At 67.7% G+C, this 13,408-nt stretch carries 12 protein-coding genes; 7 read left to right on the forward strand and 5 right to left on the reverse strand.

Translation table 11 applies throughout. The features are described 5' to 3' along the window. Window positions 1-86 precede the first annotated feature (86 nt). The gene (gene dgoD, locus WS46_RS11785; protein ID WP_040144789.1) at window positions 87-1,235 is read left to right on the forward strand and encodes a galactonate dehydratase; all 1,149 of its coding nucleotides are present in this window, start codon (window positions 87-89) and stop codon (window positions 1,233-1,235) included. Window positions 1,236-1,374: 139 nt separating this feature from the next. Here the strand turns inward: dgoD and WS46_RS11790 are convergent, their stop codons facing one another. Then, window positions 1,375-2,307 carry a copper resistance D family protein gene (locus tag WS46_RS11790; RefSeq protein WP_059528083.1) on the reverse strand — a complete coding sequence of 311 codons (933 nt, stop codon included), beginning with the start codon at window positions 2,305-2,307 and terminating at the stop codon, window positions 1,375-1,377. 377 nt (window positions 2,308-2,684) lie between these two features. Here WS46_RS11790 and WS46_RS11795 point away from each other — a divergent pair, with 377 nt between their 5' ends. The 3 genes from WS46_RS11795 to WS46_RS11805 all read left to right on the forward strand — a co-directional run bounded on the left by WS46_RS11795 (window position 2,685) and on the right by WS46_RS11805 (window position 6,344). Further along, a complete protein-coding gene (locus tag WS46_RS11795) occupies window positions 2,685-3,449 on the forward strand; it encodes a c-type cytochrome (RefSeq protein ID WP_059528087.1) in 765 nt (254 codons plus the stop codon). Window positions 3,450-3,468: 19 nt separating this feature from the next. After that, the gene (locus tag WS46_RS11800) at window positions 3,469-4,767 is read left to right on the forward strand and encodes a cytochrome c (RefSeq protein WP_059528091.1); all 1,299 of its coding nucleotides are present in this window, start codon (window positions 3,469-3,471) and stop codon (window positions 4,765-4,767) included. A gap of 128 nt (window positions 4,768-4,895) precedes the next feature. Beyond that, window positions 4,896-6,344, forward strand: a complete 1,449-nt coding sequence (locus tag WS46_RS11805; protein ID WP_059690635.1) for a DEAD/DEAH box helicase — start codon at window positions 4,896-4,898, stop codon at window positions 6,342-6,344. Here the strand turns inward: WS46_RS11805 and WS46_RS11810 are convergent. The 3 genes from WS46_RS11810 to WS46_RS11820 form a co-directional block, all read right to left on the reverse strand. Further along, window positions 6,338-6,847, reverse strand: a complete 510-nt coding sequence (locus WS46_RS11810) for a hypothetical protein (protein ID WP_059690636.1) — start codon at window positions 6,845-6,847, stop codon at window positions 6,338-6,340. The two genes, WS46_RS11805 and WS46_RS11810, sit on opposite strands and share 7 nt — an antisense overlap. Before the next feature lie 71 nt (window positions 6,848-6,918). Next, window positions 6,919-7,746 (reverse strand): ferritin-like domain-containing protein, encoded by an 828-nt coding sequence (locus WS46_RS11815; protein ID WP_059528332.1) that lies wholly within the window; start codon window positions 7,744-7,746, stop codon window positions 6,919-6,921. Window positions 7,747-8,068: 322 nt separating this feature from the next. Continuing rightward, on the reverse strand, window positions 8,069-9,709 hold the full coding sequence (locus WS46_RS11820) for a gamma-glutamyltransferase family protein (RefSeq protein ID WP_059690637.1): 1,641 nt from the start codon (window positions 9,707-9,709) through the stop codon (window positions 8,069-8,071). A 221-nt stretch (window positions 9,710-9,930) separates the two neighbouring features. Here WS46_RS11820 and WS46_RS11825 point away from each other — a divergent pair, with 221 nt between their 5' ends. Continuing rightward, the gene (locus WS46_RS11825) at window positions 9,931-10,710 is read left to right on the forward strand and encodes a DeoR/GlpR family DNA-binding transcription regulator (RefSeq protein ID WP_044846783.1); all 780 of its coding nucleotides are present in this window, start codon (window positions 9,931-9,933) and stop codon (window positions 10,708-10,710) included. A gap of 302 nt (window positions 10,711-11,012) precedes the next feature. Next, window positions 11,013-11,210, forward strand: coding sequence for a hypothetical protein (locus tag WS46_RS11830; protein WP_040144790.1), 198 nt, complete (start codon window positions 11,013-11,015; stop codon window positions 11,208-11,210). 88 nt (window positions 11,211-11,298) lie between these two features. Here the strand turns inward: WS46_RS11830 and WS46_RS11835 are convergent, their stop codons facing one another. Beyond that, window positions 11,299-11,667, reverse strand: coding sequence for a hypothetical protein (locus WS46_RS11835; RefSeq protein ID WP_059528100.1), 369 nt, complete (start codon window positions 11,665-11,667; stop codon window positions 11,299-11,301). A 162-nt stretch (window positions 11,668-11,829) separates the two neighbouring features. Between WS46_RS11835 and glpD the strand changes: the two genes are divergently transcribed. After that, complete coding sequence (gene glpD / locus WS46_RS11840) at window positions 11,830-13,353, forward strand: glycerol-3-phosphate dehydrogenase (protein ID WP_059690638.1); 1,524 nt, start codon at window positions 11,830-11,832, stop codon at window positions 13,351-13,353. Window positions 13,354-13,408: the final 55 nt, after the last annotated feature.

Here is a 13,408-nt window from a genome sequence, read left to right on the forward strand (position 1 = left end):
TATCGGGCTACGCTAGGATAACCGTCACGCATTCGACCGGTGCCGCATCGGCATGTCCGCGCCGGTCACCCCTGGAGACTCGCGACATGAAAATCACCCGCCTCGAAACCTTCGTCGTCCCGCCGCGCTGGCTGTTCCTCAAGATCGAAACCGACGAAGGGATCGTCGGCTGGGGCGAACCGGTCGTCGAGGGCCGCGCGCACACGGTCGAAGCCGCCGTGCACGAACTCGCCGATTATCTGGTCGGCAAGGATCCGCTGCTGATCGAGGATCACTGGCAGGTGATGTATCGCGCCGGCTTCTACCGCGGCGGCCCGATCACGATGAGCGCGATCGCGGGTGTCGACCAGGCGTTGTGGGACATCAAGGGCAAGCATCACGGCGTGCCCGTGCACGCGCTGCTCGGCGGCCAGGTACGCGACCGCATCAAGGTGTATTCGTGGATCGGCGGCGACCGGCCGAGCGACGTAGCGAACAATGCACGCGCGGTGGTCGAGCGCGGCTTCAAGGCCGTGAAGATGAACGGCTCCGAAGAGCTGCAGATCGTCGACACCTACGACAAGGTCGAGCAGGTGATCGCGAACGTCGCGGCGGTGCGCGACGCGGTCGGCCCGCACGTCGGGATCGGCGTCGACTTCCACGGCCGCGTGCACAAGCCGATGGCGAAAGTGCTCGCGAAGGAGCTCGATCCGTACAAGCTGATGTTCATCGAGGAGCCGGTGCTGTCGGAGAACGCCGAGGCGCTGCGCGACATCGTCAACCAGACCAACACGCCGATCGCGCTCGGCGAGCGGCTCTACTCGCGCTGGGACTTCAAGCACATCCTCGCGGGCGGTTACGTCGACATCATCCAGCCCGATGCGTCGCACGCGGGCGGCATCACCGAGTGCCGCAAGATCGCGACGCTCGCGGAAAGCTACGACGTCGCGCTCGCGCTGCACTGCCCGCTCGGCCCGATCGCGCTGGCCGCGTGCCTGCAGCTCGATGCGGTGAGCTACAACGCGTTCATCCAGGAACAGAGCCTCGGCATTCACTACAACCAGGGCAACGACCTGCTCGACTACCTGCGCAATCCCGAGGTATTCCGCTACGAAGACGGTTTCGTCGCGATCCCGCAGGGCCCGGGGCTCGGCATCGACGTCAACGAGGAGAAAGTGCGCGAGATGGCGAAGACGGGGCATCGCTGGCGCAACCCGGTGTGGCGTCACGCGGACGGCAGCGTCGCCGAGTGGTGATGAGGAAGTGAGATGAGGTGCGTTGCACGGCGTGCATGCCGCGCAACGGCTTCGAGACGGCCGCCCGACAGGCGGCCGTTTTTGCATCTGCAGCACGCGACGCGCGGGCACCCGGCCCGGCACCGCGCCGCCCCGGCCGTCAGCCGAGCGCCGCGAACCCCGGCACGCTGAACGACAGCACGGCGGCCGCGACGAACACGCCGATCATCGTCAGCGCCTCGAGATGCAGGATGTTGCGGAACGTGTGCGCGTCTTCGGTCGACGCGGTCCGGCGCAGGCGCGGCAGCGCCGAGAAGCGGTTCAACCCGCCGAGCACGAGCGCGAGCGCGACGAGCAGCAGCTTGAGCAGCAGCACGCGCCCCCACGTGGTGCCGTCGAGCGGCGCGAGCGAGCCGCCGAGCCCGCGCAGCGCATTGAGCACGCCCGTGCCGAGCACGAACACGACGGCGATCGTCGAGGTACGCGACAGCTGCTGGCCGATCCGGATCAGCGCGCCGCGCGCGACCGACGAGCCGAGCACCGGCAGCACCGCGAGCCCGCCCGCGAGCACGAGGCCGCCCCACACCGCGGTGGCGAGCAGGTGCAGCGTCTGCACGCCGACCGCCGCGGACAGCGGGCCGGTGTCGGCCGCATGGCCGAGCGACGCCTTGCCGGCCGCGACCACGATCACCGCGAGCCACAGCACCGCATGCGCGACCGGGCCTTCCGGCTTTGCCAGCGCGACGATCGCGAGCACGACGGCGCCGGCGAACGCGACGCTCCATGCGAAGCCCGTGTGCGTCTGCGCGAGCATGACGGGAATCGCGGCGAATGCGCCGCCGAGCCCCGCGCCGCTCATCGACGCCGCTTCATACACCAGCCAGCCGAGATCGGCGAGCACGAGCGCCAGCGCCGCCGCGACCAGCGAATGTTGCGCGCGCAGCCATGCGGGATGCGACGGCGCGACGACCGGTCGCGCGCCGTCCTTGCCGAGCCACGCCTTGAGCAGCGCCGAGCCGACGGCCATCGCGAACGTCGCGTCCATCAATGCCGCCAGCGCGACCTGTCCGATCCACAAGCTGTCGATCCTCATCGCGCGCGCCCTCCCGGGAACGGCCGGCCCGCAACGCGGCGGCAAGTGGAACGACTGCGGGAAGACGGCAACGGCACGGTAGGGAACGTCATCGATGAATCCGGAAACGGGAGAAATGACTGGGTCTGCGGCGGAGGCGGCGCCGCGCGACCCGCGAGTGTACGGTCTTCGATGGTCAAAGCGCACGCCGGTTCACACAACCCGTGTACGAAGCGCGTCAAATTGTCGCAAGTCGCAAACAGGCAGGAACCGATGTCCTTTTGCCAAATAGCCGTCATTACCCATCGATGATAGAATGCCGCGTCGCAGCAGCCCGGCTGTCCTGCCGTCCATGCGCCGAGCCGATCGTAGCCCGGACAGGTCCCCGACGAATAAACATGGAGTCTCGTGTGTCTTCAAGACGCCTCTTCCGTCCGTTGCTTGCCGTTCTCCTGATCGGTGGCGCGGGCCTTACGAGCGCTGCTCAAGCGCAGACCAAGCCCACGGAGCAAGCGCACGCCCAGCAGGCGCCGCTCAAGGCACCCGATACGATGGCCGAGCGTGTGCGCGGCTGTACCGCATGCCATGGCGTTCACGGCCAGGGTACGGACAACGACTATTTCCCGCGGCTTGCCGGCAAGCCGGCGGAGTACCTGTACAACCAGCTCGTCAACTTCCGTGATGGCCGGCGCAAGTACCCGCCGATGAACTATCTGCTGACGTACCTGAACGACGATTACCTGAAAGAGATCGCCGAGCACTTCTCGGCCGAGCGTCCGCCGTACCCGACGCCGGCCAAGCCGACGCTGCCGGCCGCCACGCTCGCGCGCGGCAAGCAGCTCGTCACGCAAGGCGATCCGTCGCGCAAGCTGCCGGCCTGCGTGGCCTGCCACGGCGCGGGGCTGACCGGCATGCAGCCGGCGATCCCGGGCCTCGTCGGCCTGCACGCCGATTACCTGAGCGCACAGCTCGGCGCATGGCGCTCGGGCAACCGCCACGCGAAGGCACCGGATTGCATGCACGAGATCGCGTCGAAGCTGTCGGACGAAGACGTGACGGCCGTGACCGCATGGCTCGCCGCGCAACCGGCGCCCGCCAACCCCGTGCCGGCCCCGGCGCGTTCGATGAAGACTCCGCTCGCCTGCGGCAGCGAACCGCAATAAGGCAAGGGAGACAGACACAATGAAACGCAAGTCCCTGTTTGCACTCTCGGCCGTCGCGATCGTCGCGGCTGCCGCCCTCGTGCCGGTCCTCTGGCCGGGCAACGACACGCTGCACGGCAACGCTGCCGTCGCGGCCACGCCGGCCGACCAGGCCGCGCTGATCAAGAAGGGCGAATACCTCGCGCGCGTCGGCGACTGTATCGCGTGCCACACCGTGCGCGGCGGCAAGTCGTTCGCGGGCGGCCTGCCGATGGCGACGCCGTTCGGCACGATGTACACGCCGAACATCACGCCGGACGACAAGGACGGTATCGGCAAGTGGACGTCGGACGACTTCTACCGCGCGATGCACACCGGCCGTTCGAAGGACGGCAGCCTGCTCTACCCGGGCTTCCCGTTCGCGAGCTACACGAAGGTCACGCGCGCCGACTCGGACGCGATCTACGCGTACCTGCGTTCGGTCCCGCCGGTCTCGGTGCCGAGCCGTCCGCACGAACTGAAGTTCCCGTTCAACAACCGCAACCTGCTGATCGGCTGGCGCACGCTGTTCTTCAAGGAAGGCGAATACAAGCCGGATCCGACCAAGTCGGTCGAATGGAACCGCGGCGCGTACCTCGTCGAAGGCCTCGGCCACTGCTCGATGTGCCACACGTCGATCAACATGATGGGCGGCCCGGTGAGCTCGGCGGCCTTCGCGGGCGGCCTGATCCCGCTGCAGAACTGGTATGCGCCGTCGCTGACGAACGACAAGGAACTCGGCCTCGGCGACTGGCACGTGCAGGAGCTGTCGGACCTGCTGCAGGCCGGCGTGTCGAACAAGGGCGCGGTGTTCGGCCCGATGGCCGACGTCGTGCACAACAGCCTGCAGTACATGAGCGACGAAGATACGCGCGCGATGTCGACGTACCTGAAGTCGATCCCGCAGAAGGCTGAAGCGCCGAAGAACATGCAGTACGAGCCGTCGAAGCAATTCGGCAACGCGCTGTTCGACCAGGGCAAGAAGATCTACGCGGACAACTGCGCGACCTGCCACGCCGAAACCGGCGCAGGCAAGCCGCCGGCGTATCCGCCGCTCGCGGGCAACCATTCGATCGTGATGGAATCGGCGGTCAACCCGATCCGCATGGTGCTGAATGGCGGCTATCCGCCGAGCACGTTCAAGAATCCGCGTCCGTACGGGATGCCGCCGTTCGCGCAGTCGCTGTCGAACCAGGAAGTCGCGGCGGTCGTCACGTATATCCGGATGTCGTGGGGCAACAACGGTACGCCGATCTCGCCGCAACAGGTGAGCGACCTGCGTTCCGCGCCGCTTGACTAAATAACGCGCGACACACACGGGGGCGCGGCTGCGGGAAACCGCAGCCGCGCCCCTTTGCTTTTTGCGACGCCGTTCCCCGCGCGGGCCGCGCGAGGCGTCGCCGATCATAAAACTCAAGAGTGGTATCTATGTCTTTCGAATCTCTCGGCTTGGCCGAACCGCTCGTCAAGGCGGTCAACGAGCTCGGCTACACGTCGCCGACTCCCATCCAGCAACAGGCGATCCCCGCCGTCCTCGGCGGCGGCGACCTGCTCGCCGGCGCACAGACCGGCACCGGCAAGACCGCCGGCTTCACGCTGCCGATCCTGCAGCGCCTGCACACGTTCTACGCCGAGCATCGCGGCGCGAAGCGCGCGGTGCGCGCGCTGATCCTCACGCCGACGCGCGAACTCGCCGCCCAGGTCGAGGAAAGCGTGCGCGCATACAGCAAATACCTGAAGCTGCGCTCGACCGTGATGTTCGGCGGCGTCAGCATCAATCCGCAGATCGATGCGCTCAAGCGCGGCGTCGACATCGTCGTCGCGACGCCGGGGCGTCTGCTCGACCACATGCAGCAGAAGACGATCGATCTGTCGGATCTCGACATCCTCGTGCTCGACGAAGCCGACCGGATGCTCGACATGGGCTTCATCCACGACATCAAGCGCGTGCTCGCGAAGCTGCCGCCGCAGCGCCAGAACCTGCTGTTCTCGGCGACCTTCTCCGACGAGATCAAGTCGCTCGCCGACAGCCTGCTCGATTCGCCCGCACTGATCGAGGTCGCGCGCCGCAACACCACCGCGGAAAGCGTCGCGCAGAAGATCCACCCGGTCGACCGCGATCGCAAGCGCGAGCTGCTCACGCATCTGATCCGCGAACACAACTGGTTCCAGGTGCTCGTGTTCACGCGCACCAAGCACGGCGCGAACCGGCTCGCGGAACAGCTGACGAAGGACGGCATCAGCGCGATGGCGATCCACGGCAACAAGAGCCAGTCGGCTCGCACGCGCGCGCTCGCGGAATTCAAGAACAGCACGCTGCAGGTGCTGGTCGCGACCGACATCGCCGCACGCGGGATCGACATCGACCAGCTGCCGCACGTCGTCAACTTCGACCTGCCGAACGTGCCGGAGGATTACGTGCACCGGATCGGCCGCACGGGCCGCGCGGGCGCGACGGGCGAAGCCGTGTCGCTCGTGTGCGTCGACGAGAAGCAGCTGCTGCGCGACATCGAGCGGCTGATCAAGCGCGAGATTCCGCAGGAAGTGATCGCGGGCTTCGAACCCGATCCGAACGCGAAGCCGGAGCCGATCCAGCAACGCCGCGGGCAGCAGCCGCGCGGCGGCAACGGCAACGGCGGCGGCGGCAATCGCCAGCCGCGTGCAGGCGGCGCCGGCCAGCCGGCCGCGAAGCGCGACGGCAATGCGCAACCGAAGGCCGCGAAGGCGGCCAAGCCGCGCGCGGCCGGCGGCGCGAGCGGCAATGCCGGTGGCGGCGGCGGTCGCCCGTCAGGCGGCAACGGCGCGCGTCCGGCGAACGGCAACGCCGCGCACGCCAACCGCAACCGTTCGTCGCGCAGCGGCCAGCGCGGTCACTGAAGCCGCGCGGCCGCGCGCCGCAGGTGCTCGACCTGGCGCTGCCAGCGCGCGAGCACCTCGGCGCGCGCCTGCCCTTCCAGCGCGAACGTGACGCCCGTCGCGAGACGCGCATAGCCGACCCGCTGCGCATCGCCATGCGCGATCGTCGCGGCGAACCCGGCCAGTCCGCCGAAGTCCCCTTCGAGCGGCTCGATCCTCAGTTGTGCCTGAAAGAATGCGCCGTCCGCGACGAGCGTCAACGCGGCCGCGCGCCGTTGCGCCAGCGCGCGCGCCGCGCGCGATTGCGGCCATAGCGCAAGCAGCAGCGTGTGCGCGTCGCGCGCATGAATCTCGCCGACGCTGAGCAGCGTCGTGCGCAACTGGCCATCGTCGGTCGCGACGATCAGCGATGCGGCGAAGTCGGCATGGCGTTCGAGCGCGGTGCCGTCGAACAGCGAAACGACGGCCGGCGGCCACGCGTCGAACGTCCATTGTTCGAGCGCGTGGCGATGGGTATCGGTCATGATGGCGGGCCCGGTGAAAAGCAGACGATGATGCCGAAGCATACGCGCGCCGCCGGACCGCGCGGTGACGATCAGCGCATGAACACGTGCCGCGTGATCTTCGTCAGCGGATAGTGGACGCTCGGCTGGATCTTGGCGGGCAGGTCGAGCGGCTTGAGCAGCATCTTCACGCACATGTCGGCCGACAGGTTGCGCCGCACGAGCGAGCTGATGCGCGCGACGCGCTCGCGGTTGTACTGGCTGTCGCCGACACGGTCCGGGTAGCGGATCGCGAACACGTGGCGCAGCGCGATCTCCGAATCCTCGTTCTTGATTTCCAGCACGCGGCGCGTCAGCGCGCCGAGCACCGCGAGCCGGCCGTTGCCTTCGAGCTTGTTGTACTTCTTGAAGAACTTGAAGAAGTGCTTGTAGTGGCGCACCTCGTCCGATCGGATGTTGTCGGTGATTTCCTTCAGCACCGGCTCGTCCGAGCATTCGTTGATCGCGCGATAGAGCGTGGCCGTGCCCGTCTCGACGACGCAGCGCGCGACCATCTCGAGCGCGCGGGTCTTCTCGAATGCGTCGACCGAGCAGGTCTTCGAGTACTCGGCGAAGAAATTCGCGAACGCGGTATCCCAGTCGAACTCGGGCCACACGTGCGCGATGTACGCCTTCAGCGCGCGCCCGTGCTGCAGTTCCTCGTGCTCCCACGCCGTGTTGAGCCACGCGGACACTTCCGGATCGTCGTTGAAGAACTCGCTCAGGTTGCTCGTGTAGAGATCCGAGCCGCTTTCGATGAACGACGACGCGCACAGCAACAGCAGCAGATCCTCGTTCGCGGCGGCGCGCTGACGATCGATCCGGTTGAGGTCGATGTCCTCGATACGCCACGGCATGACATGCGTCGTTTCAGTAGGCATGGTGGTGCGCTCCCAGTCGTCGCGCGGCCGGCGGCCGGCCCCGATCTTCGGCACGGGCCCGGCGCGCCCGCAGGCGACGTTTTGCTTGCATTTTTAGTGAGTTGGTCCGGCCGAACCATCTTGGCATCTTAGCCGGACTTTTATGTTCGTGCTTCAAAGCACTGACCATACCCGACGGGCGCAGTTCCGCCGCGCATGTTGCGGTTCGTTAGACGAGTTGTTCGAACCGGTTCGCGCACGTTCGACGAGATCCGCCGCGTCAAGCAAAACGGGCGGCCATCCGGCCGCCCGTCGAGCGCAAGACTGGACTGGAAGCGTTCCGTCAGAAACCGGCCGCGAGGCCGTCGCGACGGCTGTCGCTCGCGGCCACGTAGCCGCGCTCGGGATCGTCGCGATCGAGCCGCCACACGAACTGCCCCGAGCCGAAATCCATGTAAGGATCGTCGATCGACTTGATCGTATGGCCGCGCGCGGCGAGCGCATCGACCGTGTCGCGATTCATCGTCGACTCGACGTCGAGCGTGAAGTCGCGATTGACCTTCCAGCGCGGCGCGTCGCAGGCGGCCTGCGGCTGCTGCCCGTAGCCGAGCATGCGCACGACGGTCTGCAGATGGCCCTGCGGCTGCATGTCGCCGCCCATCACGCCGAAGCTCATCACGGCCTCGGTGCGGCCGTCGACGTCCTCGGTGACGAACGCCGGGATGATCGTATGAAACGGCCGCTTGCCGCCCGCGACGACGTTCGGCGACGCCGGGTCCATCGAGAAGCCGTGCCCGCGGTTCTGCAACGCAATGCCCGTACCCGGCACGACGAGCCCCGAACCGAAACCCATGTAGTTCGACTGAATGAAGCTCACCATCATCCCGCGCTCGTCCGCCGCCGACAGATAGATCGTGCCGCCCGAATGCGGCCGGCCGGCAGCGAAGTGCGTCGCGCGTGCGCGATCGATCAGCTTCGCGCGTTCCGCGAGATACGCGTCGTCGAGCATCTGCGCGGGCGTCACGTCCATCGCGCGCGGATCGGCGACGTAGCGATAGACGTCCGCGAACGCGAGCTTCATCGCCTCGATCTGCAGGTGCTGCGAGTCGGCCGAATCGACCGGACATTCGGCCACGCCCGCATGCTCGGCGATCCCGAGCGCGATCAGCGCGGCGATGCCCTGCCCGTTCGGCGGGATCTCGTGAATCGTGTGCCGCCCGAAGCGCTTGCCGATCGGCTCGACCCATTCCGGCCGGTACGCGCGCAGGTCGGCTTCGGTCAGCGCGCCGCCGCCTTCGCGCGCGAATGCCGCGATCTGCCCGGCGAGCGCGCCCTCGTAGAACGCGCGCGGACCGTCCTTCGCGAGGATGCGCAGCGTCCGCGCGTGGCCCGGCAGGCACATGCGCTCGCCGACGAGCGGCGCGCGCCCGCGCGGCATGAAGGTATCGGCGAAGCCCGGCAGCCCCTGCAGCTCGGGCACCGCGGCGGCCCACTTGTGCGCGACGATCGGCGACACCGAATAGCCGCGCTCGGCGATCTCGATCGCCGGCTCGAGCAGGTCCGCGAACGGCAGCGAACCGAACTTCGCGTGCAGCGCTTCCCAGCCCGCGATCACGCCCGGCACCGTGACGGTGTCCCAACCGCGCGTCGGCTTGTTCGCGATGCCGCGTGCGTCCTCGCCGTGGCGCTGGCGGAAGTAGCCGGGGTTCCACGCGGCCGGCGCGACGCCCGACGCATTCAGCCCGGACAGCCGCTCGCCGTCCCACACGAGCGCGAACGCATCGCCGCCGAGCCCGCACGACACGGGCTCGACCACCGTGATCGCGGCTGCCGCGGCCAGCGCCGCATCCACGGCATTGCCGCCCTTCCACAGCATCCGCAGCCCGGCCTGCGCCGCGAGCGGGTGCGACGTCGACACGACGTTGCGCGCGAACACCGGAATGCGGGTCGTCGGATACGGGTTGTGCCAGTTGAAGCCAGTCATCGGTTCCACCTCGTCGAAAGCTGAATGAACGCGCCGGACGCACGGCCGGCGCGCGGACAGTCCGCCATTGCAGCGCGATCCGCGTGATCGCACAAATTCATTTGTCACATGAATCCATACACTTTCCGCATGAATTCCGCGCAGCGATACGCCGCAGGCCGGTCGAACGCCCTTCCCGCCCTTACAATACCCGCTCCGCCTCACGACCTGACCGCCGAGCCATGACCCGAGATCCCCGCCTCACCCTCAACGCGCGCCAGCAGGAACTGCTCGAATGGGTGCAGCGCGACGGCTTCGTGACCGTCGACGATCTCGCCGCGCACTTCGCGGTCACGCCGCAGACGATCCGCCGCGACGTGAACTGGCTCGCCGACCTGAACCTGCTGCGCCGCTATCACGGCGGCGCGAGCCTGCCGACCAGCTCGGAAAACGTGTCGTATACCGCGCGCCAGCGGATGTTCCACGACGAGAAGCGACGCATCGCGGCGCTCGCCGCGTCGCACATCCCCGACCAGGCATCGCTGTTCATCAACCTCGGCACCACGACCGAGGAGGTTGCGCGCGCACTGAACCGCCATCACGGGCTCCATGTGATCACGAACAACCTGAACGTCGCGTCGATGATGAGCGGCTACCCGGACTGCGAGGTGCTGATCACGGGCGGCATCGTGCGGCCGTGGGACAAGGGCATCGTCGGCGAACTCGCGATCGACTTCATCCGCCAGTTCAAGGTCGACTACGCGATCATCGGCACGTCGGCGATCGAGGCCGACGGCACGCTGCGCGACTTCGACACGCGCGAGGTGCGCGTGGCCGAGGCGATCATGCAGCACGCGCGCACGGTCTACCTCGTCGCCGACCACTCGAAGGTCGGCCGCCCGGCGCTGGTGCGCCAGGGACACCTGAGCCAGGTGCATGCGCTCTTCACCGACAAGCCGCTGCCGCCGGAGATGGCCGATGCGGTGGCGAACGCTGGCACCCAGGTGTACGTCGCGGAATGACGCTTGCGATGCTGCACCGCACCTGAAACTTCAAGTGAAATCAAGAAGTTGGCGCGCCGGCTGAACCGCTTGCGGCATACGTCCCTGTCAAACTGAAAATTAACGGGGCACGATTTGTCGTTGCCCGCGCGCTCGACTAGACTCCAGTTCCCCGGCCCGTTCGCCCGATACGCCCGTGCCAAGGCGTGTGCGAATCCCAAGGCCGGCGAATACAGCTTTCCCCCCAAGCCATACCCCGTGGGGTATCGCGCACCGGCGTTCGCGCCGGCCGCGCGGGCAGACCGATTGCCATGGAGAGAACGATGCTGAGTCCGCATGAATTCGCCACGCTACTGCTTGTGAAGGACGCCCCTGACCAGGGCGACATGGATCGGGATGAACTCGACGCGCTGCTCGAACAGCAGCTCGTCCGGCTCGAAGGGCTGGGATCGGGACGCAAATACTGCGTGACCGAGACCGGCGACGCCGCGCTGCGATCCATCAAATACCGTTATTCCTGAAGCTCCGCTGTTCCTGACCTGAGCGCGCCGGCCGGATTTCCGGCCGCGCCGCTTTTCCGGTTTTCCCGCCTTCCGCGGCTTTGCCGCGTCAGCCGCCGCGCAGCGTCGGATCGACCGCGGCCCGCCAGCTGACGGCCTGCGCGCGTGCGCCGTTGAAATAGGCGACCCAACCGGCGCGCCCCGCCGCGTCGGGTGCCGCGTAGTGCGTCGAAAGTTCGTTTACGAACGCGCAATAGTTCGCCTGCGTCAGCCCGCGATACCGCTTCGCCACATACGCGTCGTACAGCGTCGCGTAGACCGGCTGCGCGTCCGCGCCCCAGTCGCGCGCGGTGCCGCCGCACGACGTCTGCAGGTCGACGAACGACGGCGCACGCCAATTGCCGGCCAGCGGCGGCATACCGGCGCCGCACCCTGCCAGAACGACGGCGCACGCACCGGCCCACATCCCAATACGCATGATTCACCTCGCGAAACGGTCGATTCCGCCAGTATCGTCCGGGATCGCGCCGCGCGCTACTGGCCCCGCTTTTTCGAACTTTACTTTTTCGATTTCGTTCGTTAAATTTCGAATTCGAACATTTCATGTTCGCCCATTTCCATCAGACGATAAGGACAGCAGGTGACCCAACCGAATCGCTACGATCTGCTCGTCGTCGGCGGCGGCATCAACGGCGCGGGCATCGCGCGCGATGCGGCCGGCCGCGGCCTGTCGGTGCTGCTCTGCGAGCAGGACGACCTCGCGTCGCACACGTCGTCGTCCAGCACGAAGCTGATTCACGGCGGCCTGCGCTACCTCGAATACAACGAATTCGGCCTCGTCCGCAAAGCGCTGCAGGAGCGTGAAACGCTGCTGCGCGCGGCGCCGCACATCATGTGGCCGCTGCGCTTCGTGATGCCGCACATGCCGAACCTGCGGCCGGCCTGGCTGATCCGCATCGGCCTGTTCCTCTACGATCACCTCGCGAAACGCGAACTGCTGCCCGGCTCGCGCGGCATCGACATGCGCCGCCATGCGGCCGGCGCACCGCTGATCGACTCGATCAAGCGCGGCTTCGTCTATTCGGACGGCTGGGTCGACGACGCGCGCCTCGTCGTGCTGAACGCGCTCGATGCGAAGGAGCGCGGCGCCGAGATCCTCACGCGCACGAAGCTCGTGTCGGCGGAACGCCGCGGCGACGAATGGGAAGCCCGGCTGCGGCACGCGGACGGCTCGATCCGCGTCGTGCACGCGCGCGCGGTCGCGAACGCGGCCGGCCCGTGGGTCGGGGAAGTGCTGCACGGCGCGCTCGGCCGCGGCGCGCAACACAGCGTGCGGCTCGTGAAAGGCAGCCACATCATCACGCGCCGCCTGTTCGATCACGATCACGCGTACATCTTCCAGAACCCGGACAAGCGGATCATCTTCGCGATTCCGTACGAGCACGACTTCACGCTGATCGGCACGACCGACGTCGAATACACGAACGATCCCGCGAAGGTCGCGATCGATCGCGACGAGACGCAGTATCTGTGCGATTCGATCAACCGCTACTTCAAGCGCAAGATCTCGCCCGCCGACGTGCACTGGACCTATTCGGGCGTGCGCCCGCTGCTCGAGGACGAAAACGCGGCGAACGCGTCGGCCGTCACGCGCGACTACCGCCTCGAGATGGACGACGGCGCCGGCGCGCCGCTGCTGTCGGTGTTCGGCGGCAAGATCACGACCTTCCGCAAGCTCGCGGAAGAAGCCGGCGACCTGCTGTGCAGCGCGCTCGGCCGCGAGGCGAAAACCTGGACGGCCGGCGCGCCGCTGCCCGGCGGCGACATCGCGAACGCGAAGTTCGACGTGTTCGCCGACGCGTTCGCGAAGCGCCATCCGTGGCTGCCCGCCGCGCTCGCGCGCCGCTACGCGCGCGCATACGGCACGCGCGCGGAACGCGTGGTCGACGGCGCGACGTCGCTCGCCGACCTCGGCGCCGAAATCGCGCCGGGCATCCACGACGCCGAACTGCGCTACCTGCGCGACGTCGAATGGGCGACCTGCGCGCAGGACGTGCTGTGGCGCCGCTCGAAGCTCGGCCTGCACGTCACGCCGGGCACGCTCGACGCGGTGACGGCCGCGGTCGACGCGTGGTTCGCCGCCGTGCACGCGCCGCACGCGTGATGCGTTTGCAGTTGCAATTGTCTGACCGACGTTGATTCACCGACGCGCCGCGTAA

The sequence above is a fragment of the Burkholderia sp. RF4-BP95 genome (assembly GCF_001521985.1).
Classification (GTDB): domain Bacteria; phylum Pseudomonadota; class Gammaproteobacteria; order Burkholderiales; family Burkholderiaceae; genus Burkholderia; species Burkholderia diffusa.

What these genes read in the sequence shown, in the direction of transcription:
- dgoD (WP_040144789.1), top strand. Translation starts at nt 87, where the DNA reads ATGAAAATCACCCGCCTCGAAACCTTCGTCGTCCCGCCGCGCTGGCTG.
- WS46_RS11790 (WP_059528083.1), bottom strand. Translation starts at nt 2,307, where the DNA reads ATGAGGATCGACAGCTTGTGGATCGGACAGGTCGCGCTGGCGGCATTG.
- WS46_RS11795 (WP_059528087.1), top strand. Translation starts at nt 2,685, where the DNA reads ATGGAGTCTCGTGTGTCTTCAAGACGCCTCTTCCGTCCGTTGCTTGCC.
- WS46_RS11800 (WP_059528091.1), top strand. Translation starts at nt 3,469, where the DNA reads ATGAAACGCAAGTCCCTGTTTGCACTCTCGGCCGTCGCGATCGTCGCG.
- WS46_RS11805 (WP_059690635.1), top strand. Translation starts at nt 4,896, where the DNA reads ATGTCTTTCGAATCTCTCGGCTTGGCCGAACCGCTCGTCAAGGCGGTC.
- WS46_RS11810 (WP_059690636.1), bottom strand. Translation starts at nt 6,847, where the DNA reads ATGACCGATACCCATCGCCACGCGCTCGAACAATGGACGTTCGACGCG.
- WS46_RS11815 (WP_059528332.1), bottom strand. Translation starts at nt 7,746, where the DNA reads ATGCCTACTGAAACGACGCATGTCATGCCGTGGCGTATCGAGGACATC.
- WS46_RS11820 (WP_059690637.1), bottom strand. Translation starts at nt 9,709, where the DNA reads ATGACTGGCTTCAACTGGCACAACCCGTATCCGACGACCCGCATTCCG.
- WS46_RS11825 (WP_044846783.1), top strand. Translation starts at nt 9,931, where the DNA reads ATGACCCGAGATCCCCGCCTCACCCTCAACGCGCGCCAGCAGGAACTG.
- WS46_RS11830 (WP_040144790.1), top strand. Translation starts at nt 11,013, where the DNA reads ATGCTGAGTCCGCATGAATTCGCCACGCTACTGCTTGTGAAGGACGCC.
- WS46_RS11835 (WP_059528100.1), bottom strand. Translation starts at nt 11,667, where the DNA reads ATGCGTATTGGGATGTGGGCCGGTGCGTGCGCCGTCGTTCTGGCAGGG.